This window comes from Agromyces sp. SYSU T00194 (genome assembly GCF_040496035.1).
GTDB lineage: Bacteria > Actinomycetota > Actinomycetes > Actinomycetales > Microbacteriaceae > Agromyces > Agromyces chitinivorans.
Genome location: NZ_JBEPJZ010000001.1, coordinates 1,409,514 through 1,435,928 on the forward strand (window position 1 = coordinate 1,409,514; position 26,415 = coordinate 1,435,928).

A 26,415-nucleotide genomic window follows, 5' to 3' on the forward strand; every position below is an offset into this window, starting at 1 on the left:
AGGTCGACGGGGCAGGACGGAGGGCGGACGCCATGGCGGTGAGCGTGCGCGACGTCGCCCAGGCGGCATCGGTCTCGGTGGGCACCGTGTCGAACGTGCTGAACCGACCCGAGAAGGTCGCGCCGGCGACGGTCGAGCGGGTGCTCGCGGCGATCGAGGAGCTCGGGTTCGTGCGCAACGACGCCGCCCGGCAGCTGCGCGCGGGCCGCAGTCGCAGCATCGGGCTCGTGGTGCTCGACGTGCGCAACCCGTTCTTCACCGACATCGCGCGCGGTGCCGAGGATCGCGCGGCCGAGGACGGCATGAACGTGCTGCTCGGCAACTCCGACGAGAACCGCGGGCGCGAGGCGGGCTACCTCGACTCGTTCGAGGAGCAGCGCGTGCACGGCCTCGTCGTCTCCCCGCTCGACGAGGACCTCACCCGCTTCACGCGGCTGCGCGAGCGCGGCACTCCCGTGGTGCTCGTCGACCGCGAGTCGCCCGAGGGCTCGATCTCGTCGGTCGCGGTCGACGACGTCGAGGGCGGTGCGCTCGCCGTCGAGCACCTGCTGTCGATCGGCCGGCGACGCATCGCGTTCGTCGGCGGGCCGCAGGAGATCCGCCAGGTCGCCGACCGCCTCGCGGGCGCGCGCAAGGCGATCGAGCAGGTGCCGGATGCCTCGCTCGAGGTCGTCCCGACGACGTCGCTGTCGGTGCTGGAGGGTCGCCGCGCGGGCGAGGTGCTGCGTGAGCGGGCACCCGCCGACCGCCCCGACGCGGTGTTCGCCGCGAACGACCTGCTCGCCACCGGGGTGCTCCAGGCGCTCGTGATGATGGGCGGCATCGGCGTGCCCGACGACATCGCGCTGATCGGGTACGACGACATCGACTTCGCGCAGGCGGCGGTGGTGCCGCTGAGCTCGATCCGGCAGCCGGCCGAGCTGATGGGCTACACCGCGGTCGACCTGCTCATGAACGAGACGTCGGGCGCCAAGGCGTCCGCTGCCGACGTCGAGCGCCAGCACGTGGTCTTCCGGCCGGAGCTCGTGGTGCGCGAGTCCACCGGCGGTCGTTCCTGACCCGGCCTCAGGCCGGCGTGGACCGCAGGCGCGCCGAGGCGGTGGCCATGTGCGCGGCCATGGCGGATGCCGCGGCGTCGGCGTCGCGCGCGGCGAGCGCATCGTGCACGGCCCGGTGCTCGGCCAGTGCGACGACCGCGTGGTCGGGGTCCTGCACGGCGCGGTCGACCCAGACGCGCAGCAGCGAGCGGACGATCTGCAGCAGGTCGAGCAGCACCGTGTTGTCGGCGGCGCGCGCGAGGTCCTGGTGGAAGGCCAGGTCCGCGGCGACGAACCGAGGCAGGTCGTCGACCGCGGCGGCCATCTCGTCGAGGTGGGCGCGGAGCCCGGCGAGCTCCGCGTCGGTCAGGCGCTCGGCTGCGAGCCGCGCCACGTAGATCTCGAGCCCAGATCGCACCTCGAGCAGCTCGGCGGTGCGGTGCTCGCCGATGAGCATGCCCCAGCTGAGCGTCTGGGGCAGCAGTTCGCTGGCGGTGCCGCGCAGGTAGGTGCCCGACCCGGGGCGCACGTCGACGATGCCGAGGATCTCGAGCGCGGCCAGCGCCTCGCGCACGGCCGATCGGCCGACCTCCAGGGTCGCGGCGAGCTGCCGCTCGGGGGGAAGGCGGGTGCCCGCGGGGAAGGTGCCGCTCGTGAACAGCTCGAGCAGGCGCTCGGCGACGACCGACACGGCCGAGCGTGCGGGCAGGGCCTGCAGCGCGGCGGTGATCTCCGCCGGCGAGTCGTCGCGGAACACGGGCATGCGCACAACCTATCAACCGGTTTGCGCACGGCGACGGCGGCGCGCTTGAAATTGGTCAACCGGTTTGCTTGAATAGAGCGACGCCCGAGACGATTCCGGGCGCGCACCGACCAGGAGGCAGCGTTGACTCGACTCTTCAACGAGCCCGACGCGTTCGCCGACGAGATGATCGCCGGGTTCGCAGCGGCCAACCGCAGGTACGTCCGGCCCGTTCCCGGCGGGGTGGTGCGTGCCACGACGTCGCCGGCCGGCCAGGTGGCCGTCGTCATCGGCGGCGGGTCGGGCCACTACCCGGCCTTCGGCGGGCTCGTCGGACAGGGCCTCGCGCACGGCGCCGCGATGGGCAACCTCTTCGCCTCGCCCGCCACCCAGCAGGTGCGGTCGGTCGCCGAGGCCGCCCAGCGCGGCGGCGGCGTGCTGCTCAGCTACGGCAACTACGCGGGCGACGTGCTGAACTTCGACGCCGCGCAGGAGCAGTTGCGGGCCGCGGGCATCCCCTGCGAGACGGTCACGGTGACCGACGACATCTCCAGCGCGCCGGTCTCCGAGCAGCACCGGCGCCGCGGCATCGCCGGCGACCTCACCGTCTTCCGCGCGGCCGCCGCGGCGGCCGAGGCGGGCGCCGACCTCGCCGACGTGGCCCGCGTCGCGCGCCTGGCGAACGAGCGCACGCGGTCGTTCGGCGTCGCCTTCACCGGATGCACCCTGCCGGGCGCGGACGCCCCGCTGTTCACCGTGCCCGAGGGGCGCATGGCAGTCGGCCTCGGCATCCACGGCGAGCCGGGCATCGACGAGACCGAGATCCCGACCGCCGACGAACTCGCCGAACGGCTGGTCGGCGATCTCCTCGCCGACGCCGAGCTGCCCGACGGCGTCGACGCACCGCGCGGCGTGCGCGTCGTGCCGATCCTCAACGGCCTCGGCGCGGTGAAGTACGAGGAGCTGTTCGTCGTCTACCGGCGCGTGGCCGAGCTGCTCGAGGAGGCCGGCGCGGAGATCGTCGACCCGCACGTCGGCGAGTACTGCACGAGCTTCGACATGGCCGGCTGCTCCCTCACGCTGTTCTGGCTCGACGACGAGCTCGCCGAGCTCTGGGAGACCCCGGTCGACACGCCCGCCTACCGGCGCGGCTCGGTCGTCGCGGCCCCGCTCGAGGACGTCGTCGAGGTGGCGGATGCCGCCGCCGACGCGATCCCCGACGCCACCGACGCGTCGCGCGACGGCGCCCGCCTCGTGCACCGGGCCGTCGCCGCCGTGTCGGCGACGATCGACGCCCACGTCGACGAACTGGGTCGCATGGACGCGATCGCCGGCGACGGCGACCACGGCATCGGGATGCAGCGCGGCGCGCACGCCGCCCTCGCGGCGGCGAGCGTCGCGCTCGACGCCGGGGCCGGCGCGGGCACCACGCTCGCCCGGGCCGGCGACGCCTGGTCGCATCGCGCAGGAGGCACGTCGGGAGCGCTCTGGGGCCTCGCCCTGCGCGAGGTCGGCGCAGCCCTCGGCGACGAGGCCGCCCCGACCCGCGACACGGTCGCCACCGGCATCAACGCGGCCGTCGCGGGCATCCGCGCATACGGCAGGGCCGAGGTCGGCGACAAGACCATGGTCGACGCGCTCGTCCCGTTCGCGGACGCGCTCCGGCGCGAGGTCGATGCGGGGGCGCGACTCGCCGTCGCCTGGGCCGCGGCCGCCGACGAGGCATCCGCCGCCGCCGCCGCGACCGCCGAGCTGCTGCCCCGCATGGGCCGCGCCCGCCCGCACGCCGAGCGGAGCCTCGGCACGCCCGACCCCGGCGCCCACTCGTTCGCACTCATCGCGCGCGCCGTGGCCCACGTCCTCGCCGGCGAAGCCGGCGCCACCGCCGCGGCACCCGCCGCGGACACGAAGGGAACCCCCGCATGACCCAGCCCCTCCGCATCGTCATCGGCAGCGATGACGCCGGCTTCGACTACAAGGAGATCCTGAAGCGCGACCTCGAGGCGAGCGACGGCGTCGCGTCCGTCGTCGACGTCGGGGTCGACGCCGACGGCCGCACCCCGTACCCGAAGGTCGCCGTGACCGCCGCCGAGCTGGTGCGCGCCGGCGAGGCAGACCGTGCGCTGCTCATCTGCGGTACCGGCCTCGGCGTGGCGATCTCCGCGAACAAGGTGCCGGGCATCCGCGCGGTGACGGCGCACGACAGCTTCTCGGTCGAGCGCGGCGTGCTCTCGAACAACGCGCAGGTGCTGACCATGGGCCAGCGCGTCGTCGGCGTCGAGCTCGCCCGCCGCCTGGTGCGCGAGTGGCTCACCTACCGCTTCGACCCGTCGTCGGCGTCGGCCGAGAAGGTCGCCGTGCTCGACGCGTACGAGACGTCCGGCAGCTGCTGATGGCCGCACCCGTCTCGGTCGGCATCAGCCTGAAGATGTACTTCGGGCACGCCGACGGCGTGCGCTGGCTGCGCGAGGTGGCCGCGCGCGTGCCCGCGCACCCGGCGGTGGCCGACGGACGGGTCGAGTGCTTCGTCATCCCCACCTACCTCCAGGTGCCGGCCGCCGTCGCCGCGTTCGCCGGCACGCGGGTGCGCGTCGGCGCGCAGGACCTCGCGACCGAGGATCGTGGGGCGTTCACGGGCGAGGTCTCCGGCGCCGAACTCGCCGAGGTCGGCGCCACGCACGTCGAGGTCGGCCACGCCGAGCGCCGGCGCCTCTACGGCGAGACCGAGGACGTCGTGGCGGCGAAGGCCCGGGCGGCGCTGCGCAACGGGCTGGTGCCGGTGCTCTGCGTGGGCGAGGGTGAGCGGATGCCTCCGGCCGACGCCGTCGCCGAGGTCGTCGGCCAGGTGCACCGGGCGCTCGACGGCGCCCCCGCGGGTCGCGTGATCGTCGCCTACGAGCCGGTCTGGGCGATCGGCGCCCCCGAGCCCGCGCCCGCCGCGCACATCACCGAGGTCGCGCTCGGCCTGCGCGCCGCGGTCGCCGAGCTCGAGGGCCGCGACGGCTCGGCCGTGATCTACGGCGGATCGGCCGGGCCCGGGCTGCTCACCGCGCTCGACGGCGCGGTCGACGGGCTGTTCGTCGGCCGGTTCGGCCACGACCCCGATGCGTTCCTCGCCGTGCTCGACGAGGCCGCGGCGCTCGCCGACGCCCGGGGGGTCGTCTCGTGATCGGCCTCGGCACCTATGCGTTCTTCTGGCAGCACTCCGACCGGGTGCCCGAGCCGCTCTCCCTGGTGGGCGCGTTCGAGGCGACCCGCGCGCTCGGCGTCGAGCTGTTCCAGGTCTGCGACTACGCGCCGCTGCTCGAGCTCTCCGACCGCGAGATCGGCGATGCCGCCCGCGCGGCATCCGACCTCGGGCTCACCGTTGAACTCGGCACCAAGGGCATCGCGGCCGACCACCTCGCGCGCTTCCTGCGCCTCGCCGACGCGTTCGGCGCGACGCTCGTGCGCAGCATGGTGTTCGCCCCCGACTTCCGCCCGACGCTCGCCGAGGCCGAGGAGCTGCTCGCGCGGAGCATCCGCGACTACGAGGCCGCCGGCGTCACCCTCGCACTCGAGACCTACGAGCAGCTGCCCACCGCCGCGCTCGTCGGCCTCGTCGAGCGCGTCGGCAGCGACCGCCTCGGCATCTGCCTCGACCCGGCCAACGTCGTCGCCGCGCTCGAGCTGCCGCGCGACACGATCGACGCCTGCGCGGCGCTCACCCGCAACGTGCACGCCAAGGACTCGGCCTTCGCCCGCCAGGACGGCTGGGTCGGCTTCACCTACACGGGCACGCCCATGGGCGAGGGCCTGGGCGAGTACCCGTACCTGTTCGAGCAGATCCGCCCGCGCGAGCGTGGCATCAACGAGATCGTCGAGCACTGGCTGCCCTGGCAGGGCGACCCCGAGACCACCGTCCGCACCGAACGGGAGTGGACGGCCACCGCACTGGAGTACCTGAGGAGCATGTCATGACCGACACCGTGCACAACCCCCCGCAGACCGACACCCACACCATCGCCGTGCTCGGCGCCGGCGGCAAGATGGGCATGCGCGTCTCCGACAACCTCGTCCGGACCGACCACGCGGTCTTCTACGTCGAGGTCGCTCCGGCCGGGCGCGAGCGCGTCGAGGCCGCGGGCCGCACGCTCACCGACCTGTCCGACGCCGTGCGCGAGGCCGACATCGTGGTGTTCGCGGTGCCCGACCTGGCGCTCGCCCCGGTGACGGCCGAGGTGGTGCCGCAGATGAAGCCGGGCGCGATCGTGCTCACGCTCGACCCCGCCGCCGCCTACGCGGGGCTGCTCACGACGCGCGACGACGTGATCCAGGCCGTCGCGCACCCGTGCCACCCGTCGATCTTCCTGCAGCGCACCACGCCCGAGGAGTACGCCGACACCTTCGGCGGCATCGCCGCCCCGCAGGACGCCATCGCGGCGATCGAGTCGGACGACCCCGCCAAGCAGGCCATCGTCGAGGCGACCGTGCGGGCGATCTACGCGCCCGTGGTCGACGTGCACTGGGTCACGATCAAGCAGCTCGCGCAGCTCGAGCCGACCCTGGTCGAGACGATCGCGTGCATGATCGGGGCCCTGCTCAAGGAGTCGCTCGACGAGGCCGTCAACACGATGGGCGTGCCCGAGGCGGCGGCCCGCAGCATCCTGCTCGGCCACACCCAGGTCGCCCTCGCGAACGGCCTGCGCGGCGACAACCCGTTCAGCGACGCGTGCCTGATCGCGATGGACTACGGCAAGGAGTCGATCATCAAGGACGACTGGAAGAAGGTCTTCCGCGACGACGAGCTCGACAGGAACCTGGCGCGGATGCTCCACCTGGACCGCATCGAGCGCTGACGCGCGCCACCGAGTACGCGAAGTGCGGGAATCCTTCGCGGATTCCCGCACTTCGCGTACTCGGCCAGGCGGGGCGCGTCCCTCCGAGTACACGACGTGCGGGAACGCGGTGCGCATTCCCGCACTTCGCGTACTCGGCCAGGCGGGGATGCAGGGCCGCGCCGTCGCGCGTCAGGCCGCGACGTCGAACTCGTGCGTGCCGCTGCCGACCGCAACGGGCTCCGCGCCGGGCAGCTCCACGGTCGCGGTCGCGCCCGTCGGCACGACGACCTGCACGTGCATCCGTCCGTCGTCGATGCGCCAGCCGATCGCCGCGCGCCCGTAGGGCGTCTCGTGCGCGGCCGACGCGTGGGTGAACCCGCCGCCCGGCTGCGGGGCGAAGCGGATGCGCCGGTAGCCCGGCTCGGCGGCCGCGAGGCCGGCGACCACGCGGTGCATCCAGTCCGCCACGGCGCCGAGCGCGTAGTGGTTGAACGAGGTCATCGAGCCGGGGTTCACCGTGCCGTCGGGGCGCAGGCTGTCCCAACGCTCCCAGATCGTGGTGCCGCCCTGGCGCACCGCGTACAGCCACGACGGCGCGCCCTCCTCGAGGAGGAGGTCGTACGCGGCATCCGCGTGCCCTGTCTCGGTGAGCGCGTCGGAGACGATGGGCGTGCCGACGAAGCCGGTGGCGATGCGGTGGTCGGCCTCCTCGACCAGCTCGGCGAGGCGTGCGCCCGCGGCATCCCGCAGCGACTCCGGCACGAGGTCGAACGCGATCGCGAGCGCGTACGCCGTCTGGGCGTCGCTGGTCATGCGGCCGTCGTCGCCGACGTAGGCGGCGGTGAACGCGGCGCGCACCGAGGCCGCGAGCGCGTCGAACCGCGCCGCGTCGTCGGCCAGCCCGAGCACCTCGGCGGTGCGCGCGAGCCGCTCCGCCGAGCGGGCGAAGTACGCCGTCGCGACGAGGTAGCGGTCGGTGCGGGCATCGGCCGGGTCGTGCGGGGGAGCGGCCGGGTCGAGCCAGTCGCCCAGCTGGAAGCCGCCCTCCCAGAGGCGGTTCTCGCCGGCGAGCCGCTCCTGCAGCTCGACCCACGCCTTCGCACTCTCGTACTGGCGGCGGAGGATTCCGGCGTCGGCGAACCGCTCGTAGAGCGTCCACGGCGTGATGGCCGCGACGTCGCCCCAGGCGGCGCCGGGCTGGATGGGCGTCCACATGCGCTGCGCGGGGATGACCGGCACGTACCAGGGCACGGTGCCGTCGGGCAGCTGCTCGAGCGCGACGTCCTTCAGCCAGCCCGAGAGCATGCCCGACACGTCGTAGAGGAACGACGCGGTCGGCGCGAAGACCTGGATGTCGCCGGTCCAGCCGACCCGCTCGTCGCGCTGCGGGCAGTCGGTGGGGATGTCGAGGAAGTTGCCGCGCATGCTCCACACGACGTTCTCGTGCAGCCGGTTCACGAGCGGGTTCGACGAGTCGAACCAGCCGGTGCGCTCCATGTCGGTGTGGTAGACCCGGGCGACGATGTCGCCGTTCGCGACGGCCGCGTCGAGGTCGCCGGGCCAGCCCGACACCTCGGCGTAGCGGAACCCGTGGAACGTGAACCGCGGCTCCCACTCCTCGGCCTCGCGACCGGCGAGCACGTACTCGTCGGTCGACTTCGCCGAGCGCAGCGGCCGGGTGTAGATCTCGCCCTCCTGCAGCACCTCCGCGGTGCGCAGCGCGACCCGGTCGCCGGATGCCCCGCGCACGCGGATCCGCATGCGCCCGACGAGGTTCTGGCCGAAGTCGAGCACCCGGGCGCCCGACGGGGTCGTGAGCACCTCGACCGGGGCGACCTCCTCGGTGCAGCGCACGGGCGGGCCGTCGGGCGCGACGAGCGTCGCCGGGTCGCGGCGGGCGGCGACCACGTGGCCCCAGGCGGAGTCGTCGAAGCCCGGGCTCGACCAGCCGGCCTCCTCGAGCCGGGCGTCGTGCAACTCTCCGTCGTAGTTGCCGGTGCGCACGATGGGGCTCGGCGCGGCGCGCCACGAGTCGTCGGTGGCGACGGTCTCGGTGCTGCCGTCGGCGTAGCGCAGCTCGAGCTGGGCGAGCAGCGACAGGTCGCTGCCGTAGAGGTTGCGGAAGCCGGTGTCCCACCCGATGCGGCCGCGGTACCAGCCGTCGCCGAGCCAGGAGCCGATGGCGTTCTCGCCCTCGGCGACGAGGCCGGTCACGTCGTAGGTGAGGTAGCGGAGGCGCTCGCGGTAGGGGGTCCAGCCGGGCGACATCGCGTCGTCGCCCACGCGTCGGCCGTTCAGCTCGACCTCGTACAGGCCGTGCGCGGTCACGTAGAGGCGCGCGGCCACGAGACCGGGGCGTGCGGTGAACGCGCGACGCACGATCGACGGGCGGCGCTCCTCGGCGAGCGGGTCCTCCTGCCGGGCAGAGCCCACGGGGTAGGCGATCCAGTCGGATGCCTCGAGCAGGCCGGCCTCGACGATGCCGGGCTCGCTCCACCCGGAGCGGCTGCCGTCGGTGCCGGTGACGCGCACGCGCACCCTCGCGCGCTCGCGCGAGGCGAGCGCGGCGACCGGCCAGGGCACGAGCACCTGCGCGTCGCCGGGGATGGGGTCGGAGGTCCACCCGGCGGCGTGGTCGGCGTGCGCGACGGCGCCCGCCGTGCCGGCGCCCGCCGTGCCGGCGACGCCGTCGGCCCCGTCGCGTTCGACGTGCAGTTCGTAGGCGGCCTGGGTCCACCCGTCGGGGGCCTGCGTCTTCCACGACAGGCGCGGTTCGGGGGTGCCGATCCCGAGCGCCTCGCGGTGGTGCTCGAAGGTGGGGGCAGCGACGTCGATGCTCATGGAGTCTCCTGGTGCGGGGCGTTCCGCGTCGGTGCGGAGCCGGGTCGAGCCCATCATGCCAGTGAATTGACACGTTTCAAAACGTACGGGAGGATTGATGCGATCAATCGACGAGGGAGTCACGATGCGCATCGCCGTCACGGGCAGTTCCGGCAAGCTCGGACGGGCGACCGTCGAGCGCCTCCGCGCCGACGGGCACCAGGTCCTCGGGCTCGACATCGTGGGCGCCCCGGGCTTCGGATTCACGCGCGTCGACCTCCAGGACTACGGGCAGGTGCTCGACGCCCTCCTCGGCGTGACCGCCCGGCACGAGGGCCTCGATGCGCTGGTGCACCTCGCGGCGCTGCCGGTCAACGGGCTGGTGCCGGATGCCGCGACCTTCACCAACAACGTCACCGCGACCTTCCACGTGCTGCACGGCGCCGTGCGTGCCGGCATCGACACGATCGTCACCGCATCGAGCATCACCGCGATGGGCTTCCCCGACTTCGCGCACCTCGAGTCGCTCCCGGTCGACGAGACGACCACCGAGGCGAACAACACCTACGCCCTCGGCAAGGTCGCCGAGGAGGCGATCTCCGCGCAGCTCGTGGGCTGGCGCGCGGGCCTCAGCATCACCGCGCTGCGCTTCACGAACGTGGTCGACCCCGACGAGTACGGCTCGTTCGAGCGGGCGGGCGACCCCGAGTACCGTCGCGACCTCCTGCACAGCTACGTCGACTCGCGCGACGGCGCGACCGCCGTCGCCCTGGCGCTGCGCCATGCGGAGCCCGGCTTCGAGGTCTACAACGTCGCCGCCCCGGACACAGGCATGACGGTGCCGACCGCCGAGCTGGTCGCGCGCCACTACCCCGACGTGCCCCTCGCGAAGGAGCTCGGCGAGTTCGAGACGCTCATGTGCATCGACAAGGCGCGCGACCGGCTCGGCTTCGCGCCCGCCTACCTCTGGCGCGACGAGTACGCCCGCTGGCGGGCCGAGCAGGCGCGTTCATGAGACCCGCTCCGCGAACGCGGGCGTCAGCGCGCGGCGGTCGTGAGCGTCGCGACCCGGTACAGGCTCGACGTCGCGGTGATGAACAGGTCGCGGCCGTCGTCGCCGCCGAAGGTCACGTTCGAGACCACCTCCGGCACCTTGACGTGGTGCAGGTGGCGGCCGCCCGGGGTGTAGACGTGCACGCCGTCCGCGGCCGACGTCCAGACGCGGCCCTCGACATCGATGGCGAACCCGTCGGAGACGCCCGCCGGCACCCGCGTGAACGGTGCGCCGGGGCCGGTGACCCGAACGCCGTCCGTCGGGTACGCGTGGATGTGCGCCTCGGCCTCGTGCCCCTGCAGCGCGCCGGTGTCCGACACGTAGAGCACCGACTCGTCGGGCGAGAAGCCGATGCCGTTCGGGTGCACGAGGTCGGTCACGACCGCCTCGGCGACGCCCGTCGCCGGGTCGACGCGGAAGACGAAGCATCCGTCGTACTCCTGGGGGGCCGGGTGCCCCTCGCGACCGCTCGGGTCGAGTCCGTACGGCGGGTCGGTGAACCAGATCGCCCCGTCGGATGCCACCGCCACGTCGTTCGGGGAGTTGAAGCGCCCCTGCGCCCAGCGCCCGACGACCGTCTCGGGGCCGTTCGCCCCCTCGCGCTCGATCGCGCGCCGGCCGTGGCTGCACTGCACCACCCGACCCTCGAGGTCGAGGGTCCGCCCGTTCGTGTACTCCGCACCGTCGCGGAACACGCTCATCTCGCCGGTCGCGGCGTCCCACTCGACGATGCGGTCGTTGGGGATGTCGCTCCAGCGCAGGCGCCGTCGGTCGGGCAGCCACAGCGGGCCCTCGCTCCAGACGCAGCCCGTCGCGAGCTGCTCCGGCTTCGCGCCGCCGGCGATGAGTCCGATTCCGGTCATGGCCGTTCCCTCCGACCCCGTTGCCTGCCGATCCGCCGCCGTCGGCGGACCGCGAGCCCGTCCGGCATCCCCGTCGGTTCGCGCTCGATGTCAGCGTAGCCCCGCGTGCCGCACCCCCGCCCGCCCGACCACCTCATCGACGAGAGGACCCGCATGCACCCCCGCTTCGCCCCCCTGGAACTCGCCTTCACCGGTCCCGCAGTGCCGATCCCCGCCGACGTCGAGCCGCTGCGCGTGCGCTTCGCCCACGCCGACGGCGGCACGGTCGACGTGCCCGGCTTCTGGGACGGCGGCGACCGCTACGTCGTGCGCTTCGCGCCCGGGCTCGAGGGTGGATGGAGCTGGCGGAGCACGTCGGACGCGCCGGCACTGCACGATCGCGAGGGCGCGTTCGAGGTCGGCCCCGCGGCATCCGGCGAGCACGGCCCGGTGCGCATCGCCGGCCGGTACCACTTCGCCCACGCCGACGGCACGCCGTTCCGCCCGGTCGGCGCCACCGTCTACAACTGGCTCCACCAGGAGGAGCCGCTGTTCACGCAGACCGTCGAGGCGGTCGCCGCTGCCGGCATGAACAAGCTGCGGTTCATGGTCTTCCCGCAGGCGGGCGGGTACGTCGAGCACTTCCCCGAACTGCTGCCGTTCGAGCGCGACGCCGACGGCGCCTGGGACGTCGCCCGGCCGGTGCCGCAGTTCTTCCGACGCCTCGAGGGCGCCGTCCGCACGCTCGGCGCCGCGGGCATCCAGGCCGAGGTGCTCGTGTACAACGCGTACGACTACGGCCGGTTCGGACTCGACGGGCTGACCGAGGAGCAGGACGCCGCCTACCTCCGGTACCTCGTGGCGCGCCTGTCGGCGTTCCCGAACGTGTGGTGGTCGCTGTGCAACGAGTTCGACCAGATCGACCGGCCCGACGAGCGGTGGGATGCGGCGGGGGTGCGCCTCGCCGGGCTCGACCCGTACGACCACCCGCGGTCCATCCACAACCTCGTGCGGCTGTTCGACCACAACCGGCCGTGGGTGACCCACGCCTCGCTGCAGCTCGGTCAGGCGACCGAGGACTTCGGGCGCGCCTCGCTGTTCCGCGACGCCTACCGCAAGCCGGTCGTGCTCGACGAGATCAAGTACGAGGGCGACGTGCCCGACCGCTGGGGGCACCTGGGCGCCGAGGAACTCGTCCACCAGTTCTGGATCACGACGGTCTCGGGCTGCTACGCGTCCCACGGCGAGAGCTTCGTGATCCCGTCGGGCAGCCTGCACATCGTCGAGGGCGGTCCGTTCGTCGGGCAGAGCCCCGCCCGACTCGGCTTCCTGCGCGGCATCCTCGACGACGTGGACGGGGCCGGCCTCGACCCGATCGACAACTGGTGGGACGACGCATTCGTCGCGGGCGTCGACGGGCGCACCTACCTGCAGTACCTCGGGCGCAGCGCGCCCGAGGAGTGGGCCTTCCGCCTGCCGATCGGGTGGCGCGGCGTGCAGCTGGCGGTCGGCGACCGGTTCGAGGTCGACGTGATCGACACCTGGAACATGACCGTGACGCCGGTGGGACGCGTCTTCGAGCTCGACGAGGTGGCGAAGAACGACGCCTACGCGCGGGGCGCCCGACCGGTCGCGTTGCCGGCGGGCGAGGCGCTCGCGCTGCGGGTGCGCCGCGTCGGCTGACCGGCGCCGCCGGGCGGCACGTGGCAGCCCTCGCCGTGCGGCCTGGGGGCCGGCGGCTCGTCGCGGCCGAGCTTCGGCAGCGGGATCGGCGAGGTGAGCGCGACCTCCTCGGAGAACTCCTCGGGGGCCGGCGGGTTGGCCGCCACGACCGCGACCGGGCTGGTGATCGCGGGCACCGGCTGGCGCACGCCGTCGACCAGGCCCGGGGCATCCGGCAGCCGTCGACCGGCGTGGGTCACGGCCACCCCCCAGCGCGCCTCGGGGTGGCGCACGACCCGCAGGCCCCGCGCGACGATCATCCAGCCGAGGCCGATGCCGCACGCGACGACCGCGGCGACGGATGCGGCGCCCAGCGCCCAGCGCGGGCCGAGCTCGTTCGCGATCCAGCCCACGATGGGCGCACCCACGGGCGTGCCGCCCATCAGGATCGCCATGTAGAGGGCCATGACCCGACCGCGCACGTCGGGGTCGGTGGTGGTCTGCACGAAGCCGTTGGCCGTCGTGAGCAGCGTCACCGCGGTGAAGCCGATGAGGATCGTGGACGCCGCGAAGCTCCAGTACGTCGGCATGACCGCCGAGACGAGCGCAGCGACGGCGAAGAGCCCGGTCGCGGCGATGATGACCCGCAGCCGGGCGCGGTCGCGCCGGGCGGCGAGGAGCGCGCCCGTCAGCGAGCCGATCGCGAGGATCGACGAGAGCACCCCGTACTCGCCGGCGCCGCGGCCGAACTCCACGGCCATCGTCGACGAGAAGATCGGGAAGTTCATGCCGAACGCGCCCATGATGAACACCATCGTGAACACCACGACCAGGTCGGGGCGTCCGCGCACGTAGCGGAATCCCGCGGCGAGGTCGCCGCGTCCCCGCGCGCGCCGGAGGCGGGGCCGGAGCTGGTCGGTCCGCAGCGCGGCCAGCGCGCCCAGCACGGCGAGGAAGGTGACGGCGTTCACCACGAACACCCACCCCGAGCCGATCAGCACGATGAGGAAGCCCGCGAGGGCGGGCCCGATGAGGCGCGCCGCGTTGAACGACGCCGAGTTCAGCGCGACCGCGTTGGACATGTTGTGCTCGGCGACGAGGTCGGCGACGAAGGTCTGCCGCGCCGGCGCGTCGATCGCGTTGATGATGCCGAGGCCGAGCGCGAATGCGTAGAGGTGCCAGATCGAGGCGTGGCCGAAGATGAGCAGCAGGCCGAGCGCCAGGCCGAGCAGCATGAGCGCGGTCTGGGTGAGCATGAGGATCTTCCGCCGGTCGAACCGGTCGGCGATGAGGCCCGTGATCGGCACCAGCACGAGCTGCGGGCCGAACTGCAGCGCCATGGTGACGCCCACGGCGACCGCGTCGTTGTCGGTCAGCTCGGTGAGGACGACCCAGTTCTGGGTGGTGGCCTGCATCCAGCTGCCGATGTTCGACACGAGTGCTCCGATGAACCAGAGCCGGTAGTTGACGCTCGAGAGCGATCGGAACATGGCACTCAACGGGTGACGATCTCCTCCATCAGTTCGACGGCCCGCGCGAGTACCGCGCGGTCCTCCTTCGGCAGTTCCTTCACGCGGGCGGCGAGCCACGCGTCGCGCTTGCTCACCGTCTCGCTCACCACGGTCGTGCCGGCGTCGGTCAGCGCGATGTTCGTCTTGCGCCCGTCGTCGGGGTCCGCCGACCGCTCGACGTAGCCGGAGTCCTGCAGGCAGTTCACGGTGCGGTTCATCGACGGCGCCGAGACGCGCTCGCGATCGGCCAGCTCGGTGAGCGTGTGCGCACCGTTCAGGTACAGGCCCGCGAGCACGGCGAACTGGCCGTCGCTCATGCCATCGTCGGCCTTCTGGGCCCGCAGCCGACGGGCGAGCCGGAACACCGCCAGCCGCAGGTCCGAGCCCTGTTCCGCGATGGTCTTCTGCACGAACGCTTAGCCTAGCTCATTAGGCTTGCTAAGGAAACCCGGCGTGCGGGCGCCAAGGGTACCGGGCCGGGTCAACCCCCGGCGCGCAACCTGCGACCATCGGTAACATCGCCGTAACCACTCCCTGAGAGGCTGCACCAATGGCGACACTCTTCGACGACTACGCCGCGACCCGCAAGGGGCGGCGCAGGCGCAAGGGCGCGGCGCCGTGGGACGAGATGTTCCCCTCGGACGCGGTCGGGGTCCGCACCCCGTACCGCGAGATCCACACCGCGCTCGCCCGCATGACACAGGACGAACTGCGCGGACGGACCGAGGCGCTCGCGAGCTCCTACCTCGCGCAGGGCGTCACGTTCGACTTCGCGGGGGAGGAGCGGCCGTTCCCGCTCGATGCCGTTCCGAGAGTCATCTCCGCCGGCGACTGGGCCCAGGTCGAGGCCGGCGTGCGGCAGCGCGTCACCGCGCTCGAGCGCTTCCTCGCCGACGTGTACGGGCCGCAGGCGTGCGTGCGCGACGGCGTGATCCCGGCTTCCCTGATCTCGACCTCCAAGCACTTCCACCGGCAGGCCGTGGGCATCGAGACCCCCAACAACGTGCGGGTGCACGTCTCGGGCATCGACCTGATCCGCGACGAGGTCGGCGCCTGGCGCGTGCTCGAGGACAACGTGCGCGTGCCGAGCGGCGTCTCCTACGTCATCTCGAACCGGCGCGTCATGGCGCAGACGCTGCCCGAGCTGTTCGTCTCGATGCGCGTCAAGCCCGTCGGCGACTACCCGAACCGGCTGCTCCAGTCGCTGCGCGCGAGCGCGCCCGAGGGCGTCGAGGACCCGAACATCGTGGTGCTCACGCCCGGCGTCTACAACTCCGCGTACTTCGAGCACACCCTGCTCGCCCGCCTCATGGGCGTCGAGCTCGTCGAGGGTCGCGACCTGTTCTGCTCGGGCGGCCGGGTCTGGATGCGCACGACGGCCGGCCCCACCCGCGTCGACGTCATCTACCGGCGCGTCGACGACGAGTTCATCGACCCGCAGCAGTTCCGGCACGACTCGGTGCTCGGCGCCCCGGGCCTCCTGCTCGCCGCGCGCCTCGGCAACGTGACGATCGCCAACGGCGTCGGCAACGGCGTCGCCGACGACAAGCTGACCTACACCTACCTGCCCGACCTCATCCGCTACTACCTGGGCGAGCAGCCGATCCTGCCGAACGTCGACACCTGGCGGCTCGAGGAGCCCGGCGCGCTCGAGGAGGTGCTCGACCGCCTCGACGAGCTCGTCGTGAAGCCCGTCGACGGTTCGGGCGGGAAGGGCCTGGTGGTGGGGCCGGATGCCTCGCGGCAGGAGCTCGCGACGCTGCGGGCCCAGCTCCAGGCCGACCCCCGCGGCTGGATCGCCCAGCCCGTCGTGCAGCTGTCGACCATCCCCACGCTCGTGGACGACGGCATGCGACCGCGGCACGCCGACCTGCGCCCGTTCGCGGTCAACGACGGCGACGACGTCTGGGTGCTGCCGGGCGGGCTCACCCGCGTCGCCCTCCCCGAGGGGCAGCTCGTGGTGAACTCCTCCCAGGGCGGCGGCTCGAAGGACACCTGGATCGTCGGCGACGGGCCGGCCTCGCCGGTGACCGCGACGCCGGTGCATCGCGATGCGGGCACGCTCGTGGGCGAGCAGGCCTCAGGGCCCGCGACGGGCGTGCTCAACATCCTCGACCTCGAGGGCGAGGAGATGGAGGCGCCGATCGGCGGCAACGGTCCGTCGATCCAGACCCCGCACGTGGCCCCGCCGCTCTCGAGCGCCCCCGAGGACGAGGACGCCGACGTGCGGCTGCAGCAGCAGCAGCAACAACAGCAGCAATCGCGGGACGGGGGTACGTCATGCTGAGCCGCATCGCCGAGTCGCTGTTCTGGATCGGGCGCTATGTCGAGCGCAGCGACGGCACCGCGCGCATCCTCGACGTCCACCTCCAGCTCCTGCTCGAGGACCCGTGGATCGACGAGGACACCGCGTGCCGGTCGCTCATGTCGGTCATGGGCTCCGAGCCCAACGACGACGTCGAGCTGAACCGTGCCGACGTGATGGACCTGCTGGCCGTGAACCGCGATCACGCGGCATCCATCGCCTACTCGATCGCGAACGCCCGCGAGAACGCCCGCCGCGCCCGCGAGATCGTCTCGACCGAGCTCTGGGAGTGCCTCAACACCACCAACGCGCGCATGCCCCGGCTCGTCGCGAGCGACAAGACGCACGAGTTCTTCCGCTGGGTGCGCGACCGCGCCGCCCTCGCGATCGGCATCGCCAACACCGGCCACAGCCGCGACGAGGCGTGGCAGTTCTTCTCCCTCGGGCGGGCCATCGAACAGGCCGACATGACCGCGCGCCTGCTCGCGACGCGCTCGCTGACCGAGGCGTCCGGCCCGTCGTGGACCACTCTGCTGCGCAGCTGCGGCGCCTACGAGGCGTACCTCCGCAGCTACCGCGGCATGCCGTCGTCGGAGTCCGCGGCCGAGTTCCTCATCCTCGATCGGCTGTTCCCGCGCTCGATCCTCTACTCGGTGAGCCGGGCCGAGGAGTCGCTGCGCGAGATCGACCCGCGCTCCGGCCGCGTCGGCGTCGAGGACCAGGCTCGGCGCCTGCTCGGGCAGATCCGCTCCGAGTTGGAGTACCGGCCGATCTCGGACATCACGGTCGACCTCTCGGGCAAGATGGAGCACATCCAGGAGGTCACCTCGGCGGCGAGCGAGGCCATCAGGAGGCGGTACTTCCCGACGAGCGGAATGCCGGTATGGACGGGGGAGGTCACATGAGCAGGCTCCGCATCGTCCACCGCACCGGCTTCACCTACGATGAGCCGGCGTCGGCGTCGTACAACGAGGCCCGGCTGCTGCCGCACTCGGGCGGCGAGCAGTTCGTGCTGTCGTCGAACCTCGACATCCGCCCCGCGGCCACCCAGCACGCGTACCTCGACTACTGGGGCACCCGCGTGTCGACCTTCGAGGTGCTGACGCCGCACCGCGAGCTGTCGGTGACCGCGTCGAGCCTCGTCGAGGTGCGTCCGCTCCCGCAGGAGCCCGTCGACATCGCGTGGGACGACCTGCACGCACTGTCCGCCTCGACCACCGAGTTCGTCGAGCAGATCACCCAGACGGATGCGACGCGGCCGCCGGCCGAGGTCGTGGAACTCGCCCGGTCGATCGCCGACCGCGGCGGGTCCGTCGCGGAGACGGCGCTCGCCGTGTCCCGTGCCGTCGGCGAGGCGCTCGAGTACATGCCCGGCGTGACCGGCGTGCACTCGACCGCGCACGAGGCCTGGGAGCACCGCAAGGGCGTCTGCCAGGACATCGCGCACGTGACCCTCGGCGCGCTGCGGTCGATCGGCATCCCGGCGCGGTACGTCTCGGGGTACCTGCACCCGAACCACGACACCCCGCTCGGGCTGACCGTCACCGGCGAGTCGCACGCGTGGGTCGAGTGGTACGCGGGCGACTGGCGGGGCTACGACCCGACGAACCTCATCGAGATCGGCGAGCGGCACGTGCTCGTCGCCCGCGGCCGCGACTACCACGACGTCGCCCCGTTGCGCGGCGTGTACGCGAGTCCCGGTGCCTCCTCGATGTTCGTCACGGTGGAGATCACGCGCGAGGCCTGACCGCGTTCTGCCCGGCCGCTCTGCGAGGATGAGCGCATGCGGCAGTTCACCGACGAGCACGGCGTGCACATCCACTACGTGCGGCGCGAGGCGGAGCATCCGCGCGCCGTCGTGCAGTTCGCGCACGGGGTGGGGGAGCACACGGGACGCTACGGGCCGCTCTTCGATGCCCTGGTGGAGGCGGGCTACACCGTCTACGCCGACGACCACCGCGGGCACGGGCAGACCGGGTTCGAGCAGCACGGCGGCGACCTCACGCGCCTGGGCCGGCCGGGGCCGGGTGGCCTGCGCGCCCTGATCGACGCCGTGCACCGGCTGACCGGCATCGCGCGGGCCGACCACCCCGACCTCCCGCTGATCCTGATCGGGCACTCGCTCGGGTCGCTGGTCGTGCAGATCCTGCTGAACCGGTACCCGCACGACCACGACGCGATCGTGCTCACGGGCACCGCGTACCGCACGGTGTTCGGCATGGAGTCGGGCGACCTGAACAAGCGGTTCCGGCACCTGGGCCCGACGCCCGTCGAGTGGCTGACCCGCGACCGTGCGGTCGCCGAGGCGTTCATGGCCGATCCCTACTGCACGCCGGAGCCCACGCAGAAGCTCTTCGGGCTGGTCGACTCGGCGCGACTGCTCGGCCGCCCGGCGAAGCACCTGCCGCCGGGGCTCCCGCTGCTCATCATGGTCGGCGAGGAGGACTCGCTCGGCGGGGAGGCGAGCTGCGTGCGGCTGGCCGAGGCGTACGCGAGCCGGTCGGGCCTGACCGACGTCGAGCTCATCGTCTACCCGGGCGCGCGCCACGAGATCTTCAACGAGACCAACCAGGCCGAGGTGCGCGCCGACCTGCTCGCGTGGCTCGACGCGCGGTTCCCGGTGCGCACCTGACCCGTCGCCCGATGCGCCGCCGCCCTCGTCGGGCGGGCGAGCGGATGCCCCGGGCCGCACGCAGCGCCCGGGGCATCCGTGTCGGGTGTCAGCGCGAGCCGTGCACCGCGACCTTGTGCAGGTTGCCGGGGTCGACGGTGACGGTCGTCCCCGCCTGTCCGCCGGAGTCGAGGTGGAACCCGATCGACGTGACGGTCGCCTCCTCGCCACTCGAGGCGGCCGACACGGCGGTCAGCACCTGGGTGAGCGGGTAGGTCTTGCCGTGGACCGGCGTGCCCCACGGCATGGTGCAGCCGGGGGCGTGCACGTAGACCCGCGAGGCGAGGGTGACCGGCTCGTTGACCTCGTCGGCCACGACCGAGAGGCTGAGGTAGTCGTTGCGCCAGTCGGAGCACCCGTCGCCGACCAGCACGGTCCCCGGCAGGTCAACGACGAGGCGCACGTGGAACCGGTTCAGGGCGTAGTCGGAGCCGACGGCCTCGTACTCGATGGGCTCGAGCTCGCTGAGCGGGAAGTCGGACCCGACTCGGATGCCGGTTGCCCGCACCCCGTCGGCCACGAACAGGTAGTCGCCCTCGTCGGTGACGGTCGGCGCCGTGTCGTCCTCCTCGGTGTACCACCCGAAGTTCAGCTTGGGCTTCTTCGGGTCGGCCCCGTCCGCGGGCGGTGCGGCCTGCGCGGGCAGCGCTGCCCCGAGGGTGAGTGCGGCGGCGGCGCCGACTGCGGCGAGTGCCTTGGTGAGCGTGTGCACGTGGTTCTCCTTGGTCGTGGTGCGGGTCGGCATGCCAGACCGTCCACGAGCGGGCGCTCGTGGACGAGCCGAACAGATCAGTCCGCTTGCAACGGTTCACTCGACGCTCTCGCAGGACGCCGGGGTCCGGAACCCCCAGTGCTGGTGCCCCCAGTGCGGGGGCCGTACCGGTGCCGCTCCGCCCGAATAGGCTGGGGCCATGCACGGTGAGTACAAGGTGCCCGGGGGCAAGCTCGTGGTCGCGGACTTCGACGTCGAGGGCGACGTCATCGCGAACGCACGCATCTCGGGCGACTTCTTCCTCGAGCCCGACACCGCCCTGGACGACATCGACGGCGCCCTGAACGGCCTCCCCGCGGCATCCGACGCCCGCCATATCGCCGCGGCCATCACCGGCGCGCTGCCCGAGGGCGCCGCCCTGCTGGGGTTCAGCCCCGAGGGCGTGGCGGTCGCCGTGCGACGGGCGCTGACGGATGCCACGAGCTGGCAGGACTACGAGTGGGAGATCGTGCACGATGCGGCCGTGCCGCCGCGCCTGCACCTCGCGCTCGACGAGGTGCTCGCGAACCGCGTGGGGGAGGGGCGACGCAAGCCGACGCTCCGCTTCTGGGAGTGGGACGAGTCGGCGGTCGTGATCGGCAGCTTCCAGTCGGTGCGCAACGAGGTCGACCCCGAGGGCGCGGCGAAGTACGGCTTCGAGGTCGTGCGGCGCATCTCGGGCGGCGGCGCGATGATGATGGAGCGCGGCAACGTCGTCACCTACTCGCTGTACGTGCCCGGCGAACTCGTGCAGGGCATGAGCTTCGCCGACTCGTACGCGTTCCTCGACGACTGGGTGCTGCAGGGGCTGCACGCGATCGGCGTCGAGGCGACCTACCAGCCGCTGAACGACATCGCGAGCCCGCTCGGGAAGATCGGCGGGGCGGCGCAGAAGCGCCTGGGCGGCGGCGGGGTGCTGCACCACGTGACCATGGCGTACGACCTCGACAACGCGAAGATGCTCGAGGTGCTGCGCATCGGCCGCGAGAAGATCAGCGACAAGGGCATCACGTCGGCCGACAAGCGCGTCGACCCGTTGCGCAGCCAGTCGGGCCTCAGTCGCGGCGCGATCATCGACGCGCTGAAGGGCACGTTCGCCCAGCTCTACGGGGCGACCCCCGGCACGGTCGCACCCGACGAGCTGGCCGAGGCGGAGGAGCTCGTCGCCTCGAAGTTCGCCACCGAGGAGTGGGTCAACCGCGTGCCGTAAGATGCCCGCGTGGACTGGTGGGTGCTTCCCGCGATCATCGCGGGCGTCGTGGTGGCGGTGATCGTCGCGACCCGGCTGGGGTGGATCGACTTCTCGAACAAGTCCGGCCGCACCTCCGGCAGCGCCGGGCTCGTCGGCATCGGCGACGAGGTGTTCGCGCCGCGCAAGCACGAGGCACAGGTCGAGCTCGACCGGCAGACCCTCCTGCCCGCACCGGCGCCGCTCCCGGGCGACGGCGACCAGGGCATCGTCGAGGCGGCGGATGCCGCCGGGCCGGCTGCGGCCGACGACGACGCGCTCCCGCAGCTGCTGCCCGACCCGGAGCCGCAGCGGCGCGCACCCGACCGCTTCGCCGGCCGCATCCGCCTCGACGTCGACTGACGCGGGCTCAGACCGCCGCGACGGTCTCGGCCAGCCGGGCGCCCCAGTCGGTCGCGCGCCCGAGCTCGCCGTCGGCGAGCGGACCCTCGTAGCCGTGCACGCCGAACGTCTCGGCCTTCGCGGCAGGCTCGAACCCGAGCCCCACGAGCTGCTTGAGCGCCTTCTTCGCCGCCGACCCCGGCAGCCGCGGTGCGACCGTGCGCGTGTCGAACGTCGCGACCCGGATGCGGTGCGGCGGCGCATCGACGGCGTCGATCCACTCGCGGATGCCGCGCTCGGGCACCTGCGTCGCCCCGCGCTCGCGGGCCGACCGGCGGGTCGCCGGCGTGGACATGCCGAAGGCGTGCGTGGGGCCGCCGACCACCAGCAGGTCGAGGTCGGCGGGCAGCGTCGCGTCCGCCGCATCCGTCGACCGCACCTCGATGTCGGCGGGCCGCAGCCCGTCGGCGATCGCCTCCGCGACGGCCGCCGTGTTCCCCCACGCCGATTCCACGATCACCAGTACCCGCATCGCTCCGCCCTCCCGTGCCGAGCCTAGGGACGGGCGCGGCGACCTGTGCGGGACCTTCGGCCCGCACGCCGCGAACTGCGGCAGACTGGGCGGGTGCCGCCGCTCGCCGGGCCCGACCGGATCATCCACGCCGACAACCTCGACGTGCTCCCGGGCCTGCCCGACGGTGCGTTCACGCTCATCTACCTCGACCCACCGTTCAACTCGGGCCGCGCCCAGGAGCGGCGCCCGACGACGAGCGTGCGCAGCGAGACCGGGTCGGTGATCGGCTTCCAAGGGCAGCGCTACGAGCGCATCCGCGGCGACCTGCTGCGCTACGACGACCGCTTCGACGACTACTGGGCGTTCCTCGAACCGCGCCTGGTCGAGGCGTGGCGGCTGCTCGCCGACGACGGCACGCTCTACCTGCACCTCGACTACCGCGAGGCGCACTACGCGAAGGTGCTGCTCGACGCGCTGTTCGGCCGCGAGTGCTTCCTCAACGAGCTCATCTGGGCCTACGACTACGGCGGCAAGGCGAAGCGGCGCTGGCCGACCAAGCACGACACGATCCTCGTCTACGTGAAGGACCCGAAGCGCTACTTCTTCGACTCCTCGGCCGTCGACCGCGAGCCGTACATGGCCCCCGGTCTCGTGACCCCCGAGAAGGCGCTGCTCGGCAAGCTGCCGACGGACGTCTGGTGGCACACGATCGTCTCGCCCACGGGCAAGGAGAAGACGGGGTATCCGACGCAGAAGCCCGAGGGCGTCATCCGCCGCATGATCCAGGCCTCGAGCCGCGAGGGCGACTGGGTGCTCGACTTCTTCGCGGGCAGCGGCACGACGGGTGCGGTCGCGGCGGCGCTCGGTCGGCGGTTCGTGCTGGTCGACGAGAACCCCGCGGCGATCGAGGTCATGCGCGGTCGCTTCGGCGAGATCAGCGGCGTGGCGTTCGAGGAGGCCCCGGCGGCCGGGTGAGCGACGCGCGCGCCGGTGCGCGGCCCCGCGCGTCCGGGCGACCCTTGCCCGACGGGCGGATGCCTCGCTAGCGTGTGTCGCGAAGTCCGACCTGGCGCCGCCGGTACGTACCTGCCCCTTCCCCCGGCCCAGGCACGACGAGGGAGAGGCACCATGTCCGTGCAGCTCGATGCCCTGCGGGCCGAGGTTGACGGGCCGGTGGTCGCCCCCGGCGACGACGGCTACGACGACGCCCGCGCCGTCTACAACGGCATGATCGACCGCCGGCCCGCCGCCGTCGTGCGCTGCGCGAGCGTCGACGACGTGCGCACGGTCGTGCGCGCCGCAGCGGCGAGCGGCGACGGCCTGGTCGTGCGCGGCGGGGCGCACAATGTGGCCGGCTTCGGCACTGCCGACGGCGTGCTCGTCGCCGACCTCGGCGACCTGCACGACGTGCGGGTCGACGTCGCCGCACGCACCGCGGTCGTCGGCGGCGGCGCGCGCTGGCGGCACGTGATGGACGCGACCGAACCGCATCGACTCGCCACGACCGGTGGGCTCATCTCGACCACCGGGGTCGGCGGGCTGACGCTCGGCGGCGGCATCGGGTTCCTGTCGCGCCGGTTCGGGCTCGCCTGCGACAACCTGCTCTCGGCCGAGGTCGTGCTCGCCGACGGCAGCGTCGTGACGGCGAGCGAGACGAGCGAGCCCGAGCTGTACTGGGCGATCCGCGGCGGGGGCGGCAGTTTCGGGGTGGTGACCTCGTTCACGTTCCAGCTGCACGAGGTGCCGTCGGTCGTCGGCGGCCCGATGCTCTTCTCGCTCGACGACGCCCCGGCGGTGCTCGACCGGTTCGCCGAGTTCATCCGCACCGCCCCGCGCGCGTACGGCGGGTTCCCGGCGCTCGATGTCGCCGCCCCGGCGCCGTTCATGCCGCCCGAGCGCGTGGGCGAGCCGTTGCTGGCCGTGGTCTCGTGCTGGACCGGCGATCCCGACGAGGGGCTGGCGCGTATCGGCACCTTCCGAGAGGTGGCCGAGCCGGTCGCGGAGCACGTCGGCCCGGTGTCGTACGCGTTCCTGAACTCGGCGAGCGACGCGTCCACGCCCGCCGGCAACCGACAGTACTGGCGGCCGCTCTACCTCGACGACATCGGTCCGTCGATCGGCGAGGCCGTGCAGCGGTTCGGGCCGCTCGTGCCAGGGGCGGGTTCGGCGATGCACCTGTATCCGTTCGACGGCGCGGTGCAGGACGTGCCGGCCGAGGCCACGGCCTTCGGTGCGCGCGACGCCGGGTACCTCGGCATCGTCGCGGGCACCTGGACGGATGCGGCCGACGATGACCGCGCGATCGCGTGGGTGCGCGACTTCCACGCCGCGATCGCGGACGACGCCCGGCCCGGCCGCTACTCCAACTTCAGCATGGGCGACGGCGGCGGCAACGAGCACGCCGGGCTCGACGTCGCGCGCCTGCGCGCGGCGAAGCACCGGTACGACCCCGACAACGTCTTCCGGTTCAACCGCAACGTCGAGTCGTGAACCACAGCGGGAGCTCGCGGGCGCGCGGCGCGTCTAGGCTCGTCGGGTGACCGCCGCGACGACGCCCGTGCCCGCATCCGCCCCGCTGCCCGCCGAGGGAGGTGCCGTCGCCTCCCCGCATGCGGGTGCGAGCGAGGTCGGCGCGGAGGTGCTGCGCGCGGGCGGGAACGCGATCGACGCGGCGATCGCGACCGCGGCGGCGCTCTGCGTCGCATACCCGAGCATGGTGCACCTGGGCGGCGACCTGGTCGCCCTCGTGCGCACGCCCGACGGCGTCATCCGCTGCGTGAACGCGACCGGTACCGCGCCGCGCGGGCAGACGCGCGAGCGGCTCGCCGAGCGCCACGGCGACGCACTGCCGCTGCGCGGCATCGACACGATCACGGTGCCCGGCGCGGTGCGCGGCTGGGAGGCGCTCGCCGCGTTCGGCGGTCGCCTCGGCTGGGCCGACCGGCTCGCCCCGGCAGAGCGGATGGCCCGCGAGGGCGTGCCGCTGGCCCCCGCGATCGCGCGCGGCATCGAGCGCGGCCGCCCGCTGCTCGAGCAGGACGCCGGATTCCGCGAGGTCTTCCTCTCGCACCCCGAGCCGGCCCGCGTCGGTCGTCCGCTCGTGCAGCCGGCGCTCGCCGACACGCTCGCGCGCATCGCCGCGGGTGGCGCCGACGAGTTCTACTCGGGCGACGTGGCGCGGCGCTGGGTCGCGGGCCTGGAGGCGCTCGGCTCGGCGATCGCCCCCTACGACGCCGCGGCCTTCGCGCCCGAGGTGGTCGACGCGCTCTCGGCCCCGTACGGCGACCGTCGCATCCACACCAGCCCTCCCAACACGCAGGGCTTCGCGCTGCTGCGCGCCCTGCGGGCGGTGGCGGATGCCGCGTGGCCCGACCCGCTCGGCGCCGACGCCGGCGCGCTGGTCGACGCCTTCCTCGCGAGCAACGACGTGCGCGCCCGGCTGCTCGGCGACCCGCGCTTCGGCGCGCCCGACGGCGAGGCGCTCGTCGCGGCGACCGCGCCGGCGCGCGACGCCGACACCGACCGCAACGCCGACGGCGACACCGTGGGCGTCGCCGTGGCGAGCGCCGACGGCACGTCGGTGTCGCTCATCCAGTCGCTGTACTACGGCTTCGGCTCGGGCGTCCTCGAGCCCTCGACGGGCGTGATCTTCCAGAACCGCGGTGCGAGCTTCTCGCTCGACCCGGCGTCGCCGAACGTCGTCGCTCCCGGGAAGCGCCCGCGCCACACGCTGATGCCGGTGCTCGTCACGCGCGGCGACGCGGTCGAGTACGTCTCGTCGACGATGGGCGGGCAGGGCCAGCCGCAGATCCACGCCCAGGTGCTGCTGCGGGCGTTCGGCGGCGCCGAGCCGGCCGAGGCGGTCGCCGCACCGCGGTGCATCGCGGGGGCCGACGGCGACGACGACGGGCGGACCGTCTCGGTCGAGGCGGACCTCGACCCGACCGCACGCGACGCGATCGCGGCAGCGGGGCATCCGCTCGTCGAGGTGCCCGCGCGCTCCGACGGCCACGGGCACGCGCATCTGGTGCGCGTCGATCCCGACGGCTTCACCGCGGGCACCGATCCGCGCGCCGACGGCGCGGCGATCGTCGTCTGAACCCGAGGCCACCGCAC

General features: G+C 73.3%; 24 protein-coding genes. 17 read left to right on the forward strand and 7 right to left on the reverse strand.

Translation table 11 applies throughout. The annotated features are described in order from the left end of the window. The first annotated feature begins 32 nt into the window (after window positions 1-32). On the forward strand, window positions 33-1,058 hold the full coding sequence (locus tag ABZK10_RS06560) for a LacI family DNA-binding transcriptional regulator (RefSeq protein ID WP_353809622.1): 1,026 nt from the start codon (window positions 33-35) through the stop codon (window positions 1,056-1,058). 7 nt (window positions 1,059-1,065) lie between these two features. Here ABZK10_RS06560 and ABZK10_RS06565 read toward each other — a convergent pair whose 3' ends face one another. After that, window positions 1,066-1,800: a FadR/GntR family transcriptional regulator gene (locus ABZK10_RS06565; protein WP_353808378.1), complete on the reverse strand. Its 735-nt coding sequence runs from the start codon at window positions 1,798-1,800 to the stop codon at window positions 1,066-1,068. Between the two features lie 123 nt (window positions 1,801-1,923). Here ABZK10_RS06565 and ABZK10_RS06570 point away from each other — a divergent pair, with 123 nt between their 5' ends. Genes ABZK10_RS06570 through ABZK10_RS06590 form a run of 5 tightly spaced genes read left to right on the forward strand, consistent with a single transcriptional unit; the run spans window position 1,924 to window position 6,617 of the window. After that, the gene (locus ABZK10_RS06570) at window positions 1,924-3,705 is read left to right on the forward strand and encodes a dihydroxyacetone kinase family protein (RefSeq protein WP_353808379.1); all 1,782 of its coding nucleotides are present in this window, start codon (window positions 1,924-1,926) and stop codon (window positions 3,703-3,705) included. Continuing rightward, window positions 3,702-4,172 (forward strand): ribose-5-phosphate isomerase, encoded by a 471-nt coding sequence (locus ABZK10_RS06575; protein WP_353808380.1) that lies wholly within the window; start codon window positions 3,702-3,704, stop codon window positions 4,170-4,172. Before ABZK10_RS06570 ends, ABZK10_RS06575 begins: the two co-directional genes overlap by 4 nt. After that, window positions 4,172-4,948 (forward strand): triose-phosphate isomerase family protein, encoded by a 777-nt coding sequence (locus ABZK10_RS06580; protein ID WP_353808381.1) that lies wholly within the window; start codon window positions 4,172-4,174, stop codon window positions 4,946-4,948. Before ABZK10_RS06575 ends, ABZK10_RS06580 begins: the two co-directional genes overlap by 1 nt. Further along, window positions 4,945-5,739 carry a sugar phosphate isomerase/epimerase family protein gene (locus ABZK10_RS06585; protein ID WP_353808382.1) on the forward strand — a complete coding sequence of 265 codons (795 nt, stop codon included), beginning with the start codon at window positions 4,945-4,947 and terminating at the stop codon, window positions 5,737-5,739. Before ABZK10_RS06580 ends, ABZK10_RS06585 begins: the two co-directional genes overlap by 4 nt. Next, the gene (locus ABZK10_RS06590; protein WP_353808383.1) at window positions 5,736-6,617 is read left to right on the forward strand and encodes a phosphogluconate dehydrogenase C-terminal domain-containing protein; all 882 of its coding nucleotides are present in this window, start codon (window positions 5,736-5,738) and stop codon (window positions 6,615-6,617) included. Before ABZK10_RS06585 ends, ABZK10_RS06590 begins: the two co-directional genes overlap by 4 nt. A gap of 171 nt (window positions 6,618-6,788) precedes the next feature. On the opposite strand, the gene ABZK10_RS06595 is transcribed toward ABZK10_RS06590, so the two are convergent. Then, window positions 6,789-9,440 (reverse strand): family 78 glycoside hydrolase catalytic domain, encoded by a 2,652-nt coding sequence (locus ABZK10_RS06595; RefSeq protein WP_353808384.1) that lies wholly within the window; start codon window positions 9,438-9,440, stop codon window positions 6,789-6,791. A gap of 124 nt (window positions 9,441-9,564) precedes the next feature. Here ABZK10_RS06595 and ABZK10_RS06600 point away from each other — a divergent pair, with 124 nt between their 5' ends. Continuing rightward, entirely contained in the window at window positions 9,565-10,434 is an 870-nt protein-coding gene (locus ABZK10_RS06600; RefSeq protein WP_353809623.1) for an NAD-dependent epimerase/dehydratase family protein, read from the forward strand. A 23-nt stretch (window positions 10,435-10,457) separates the two neighbouring features. Here ABZK10_RS06600 and ABZK10_RS06605 read toward each other — a convergent pair whose 3' ends face one another. After that, window positions 10,458-11,336, reverse strand: coding sequence for an SMP-30/gluconolactonase/LRE family protein (locus ABZK10_RS06605; protein ID WP_353808385.1), 879 nt, complete (start codon window positions 11,334-11,336; stop codon window positions 10,458-10,460). 153 nt (window positions 11,337-11,489) lie between these two features. Here ABZK10_RS06605 and ABZK10_RS06610 point away from each other — a divergent pair, with 153 nt between their 5' ends. Further along, window positions 11,490-12,998, forward strand: a complete 1,509-nt coding sequence (locus tag ABZK10_RS06610; protein ID WP_353808386.1) for an apiosidase-like domain-containing protein — start codon at window positions 11,490-11,492, stop codon at window positions 12,996-12,998. Here ABZK10_RS06610 and ABZK10_RS06615 read toward each other — a convergent pair. Together ABZK10_RS06615 and ABZK10_RS06620 are read right to left on the reverse strand one after the other, a co-directional pair. Next, on the reverse strand, window positions 12,923-14,467 hold the full coding sequence (locus tag ABZK10_RS06615; RefSeq protein WP_353808387.1) for an MFS transporter: 1,545 nt from the start codon (window positions 14,465-14,467) through the stop codon (window positions 12,923-12,925). The two genes, ABZK10_RS06610 and ABZK10_RS06615, sit on opposite strands and share 76 nt — an antisense overlap. A gap of 5 nt (window positions 14,468-14,472) precedes the next feature. After that, complete coding sequence (locus ABZK10_RS06620) at window positions 14,473-14,898, reverse strand: MarR family winged helix-turn-helix transcriptional regulator (RefSeq protein ID WP_353808388.1); 426 nt, start codon at window positions 14,896-14,898, stop codon at window positions 14,473-14,475. A 140-nt stretch (window positions 14,899-15,038) separates the two neighbouring features. Here ABZK10_RS06620 and ABZK10_RS06625 point away from each other — a divergent pair, with 140 nt between their 5' ends. The 4 genes from ABZK10_RS06625 to ABZK10_RS06640 are packed head-to-tail and all read left to right on the forward strand — an operon-like array spanning window position 15,039 to window position 19,425. After that, window positions 15,039-16,775: a circularly permuted type 2 ATP-grasp protein gene (locus ABZK10_RS06625; RefSeq protein WP_353808389.1), complete on the forward strand. Its 1,737-nt coding sequence runs from the start codon at window positions 15,039-15,041 to the stop codon at window positions 16,773-16,775. Beyond that, window positions 16,769-17,698, forward strand: coding sequence for an alpha-E domain-containing protein (locus ABZK10_RS06630; protein ID WP_353808390.1), 930 nt, complete (start codon window positions 16,769-16,771; stop codon window positions 17,696-17,698). Before ABZK10_RS06625 ends, ABZK10_RS06630 begins: the two co-directional genes overlap by 7 nt. Continuing rightward, the gene (locus ABZK10_RS06635) at window positions 17,695-18,540 is read left to right on the forward strand and encodes a transglutaminase family protein (RefSeq protein WP_353808391.1); all 846 of its coding nucleotides are present in this window, start codon (window positions 17,695-17,697) and stop codon (window positions 18,538-18,540) included. The genes ABZK10_RS06630 and ABZK10_RS06635 overlap by 4 nt, the downstream gene beginning before the upstream one ends. Before the next feature lie 36 nt (window positions 18,541-18,576). After that, window positions 18,577-19,425 (forward strand): alpha/beta fold hydrolase, encoded by an 849-nt coding sequence (locus ABZK10_RS06640; protein WP_353808392.1) that lies wholly within the window; start codon window positions 18,577-18,579, stop codon window positions 19,423-19,425. An 88-nt stretch (window positions 19,426-19,513) separates the two neighbouring features. On the opposite strand, the gene ABZK10_RS06645 is transcribed toward ABZK10_RS06640, so the two are convergent. Further along, on the reverse strand, window positions 19,514-20,209 hold the full coding sequence (locus ABZK10_RS06645) for a hypothetical protein (RefSeq protein WP_353808393.1): 696 nt from the start codon (window positions 20,207-20,209) through the stop codon (window positions 19,514-19,516). Between the two features lie 166 nt (window positions 20,210-20,375). On the opposite strand from ABZK10_RS06645, the gene lplAB reads away from it, so the two are divergent. Further along, on the forward strand, window positions 20,376-21,425 hold the full coding sequence (gene lplAB / locus ABZK10_RS06650; RefSeq protein WP_353808394.1) for a lipoate-protein ligase LplAB: 1,050 nt from the start codon (window positions 20,376-20,378) through the stop codon (window positions 21,423-21,425). 9 nt (window positions 21,426-21,434) lie between these two features. Beyond that, complete coding sequence (locus ABZK10_RS06655) at window positions 21,435-21,806, forward strand: hypothetical protein (RefSeq protein WP_353808395.1); 372 nt, start codon at window positions 21,435-21,437, stop codon at window positions 21,804-21,806. A gap of 7 nt (window positions 21,807-21,813) precedes the next feature. Here the strand turns inward: ABZK10_RS06655 and ABZK10_RS06660 are convergent, their stop codons facing one another. Further along, window positions 21,814-22,317: a flavodoxin family protein gene (locus ABZK10_RS06660; protein ID WP_353808396.1), complete on the reverse strand. Its 504-nt coding sequence runs from the start codon at window positions 22,315-22,317 to the stop codon at window positions 21,814-21,816. A gap of 93 nt (window positions 22,318-22,410) precedes the next feature. Between ABZK10_RS06660 and ABZK10_RS06665 the strand changes: the two genes are divergently transcribed. The 3 genes from ABZK10_RS06665 (at window position 22,411) to ABZK10_RS06675 (ending at window position 26,398) form a co-directional block, all read left to right on the forward strand. Continuing rightward, window positions 22,411-23,274: a DNA-methyltransferase gene (locus ABZK10_RS06665; RefSeq protein WP_353808397.1), complete on the forward strand. Its 864-nt coding sequence runs from the start codon at window positions 22,411-22,413 to the stop codon at window positions 23,272-23,274. Between the two features lie 153 nt (window positions 23,275-23,427). After that, window positions 23,428-24,789: an FAD-binding oxidoreductase gene (locus ABZK10_RS06670; RefSeq protein ID WP_353808398.1), complete on the forward strand. Its 1,362-nt coding sequence runs from the start codon at window positions 23,428-23,430 to the stop codon at window positions 24,787-24,789. 46 nt (window positions 24,790-24,835) lie between these two features. Next, window positions 24,836-26,398, forward strand: coding sequence for a gamma-glutamyltransferase family protein (locus ABZK10_RS06675; RefSeq protein ID WP_353808399.1), 1,563 nt, complete (start codon window positions 24,836-24,838; stop codon window positions 26,396-26,398). Window positions 26,399-26,415 lie beyond the last annotated feature (17 nt).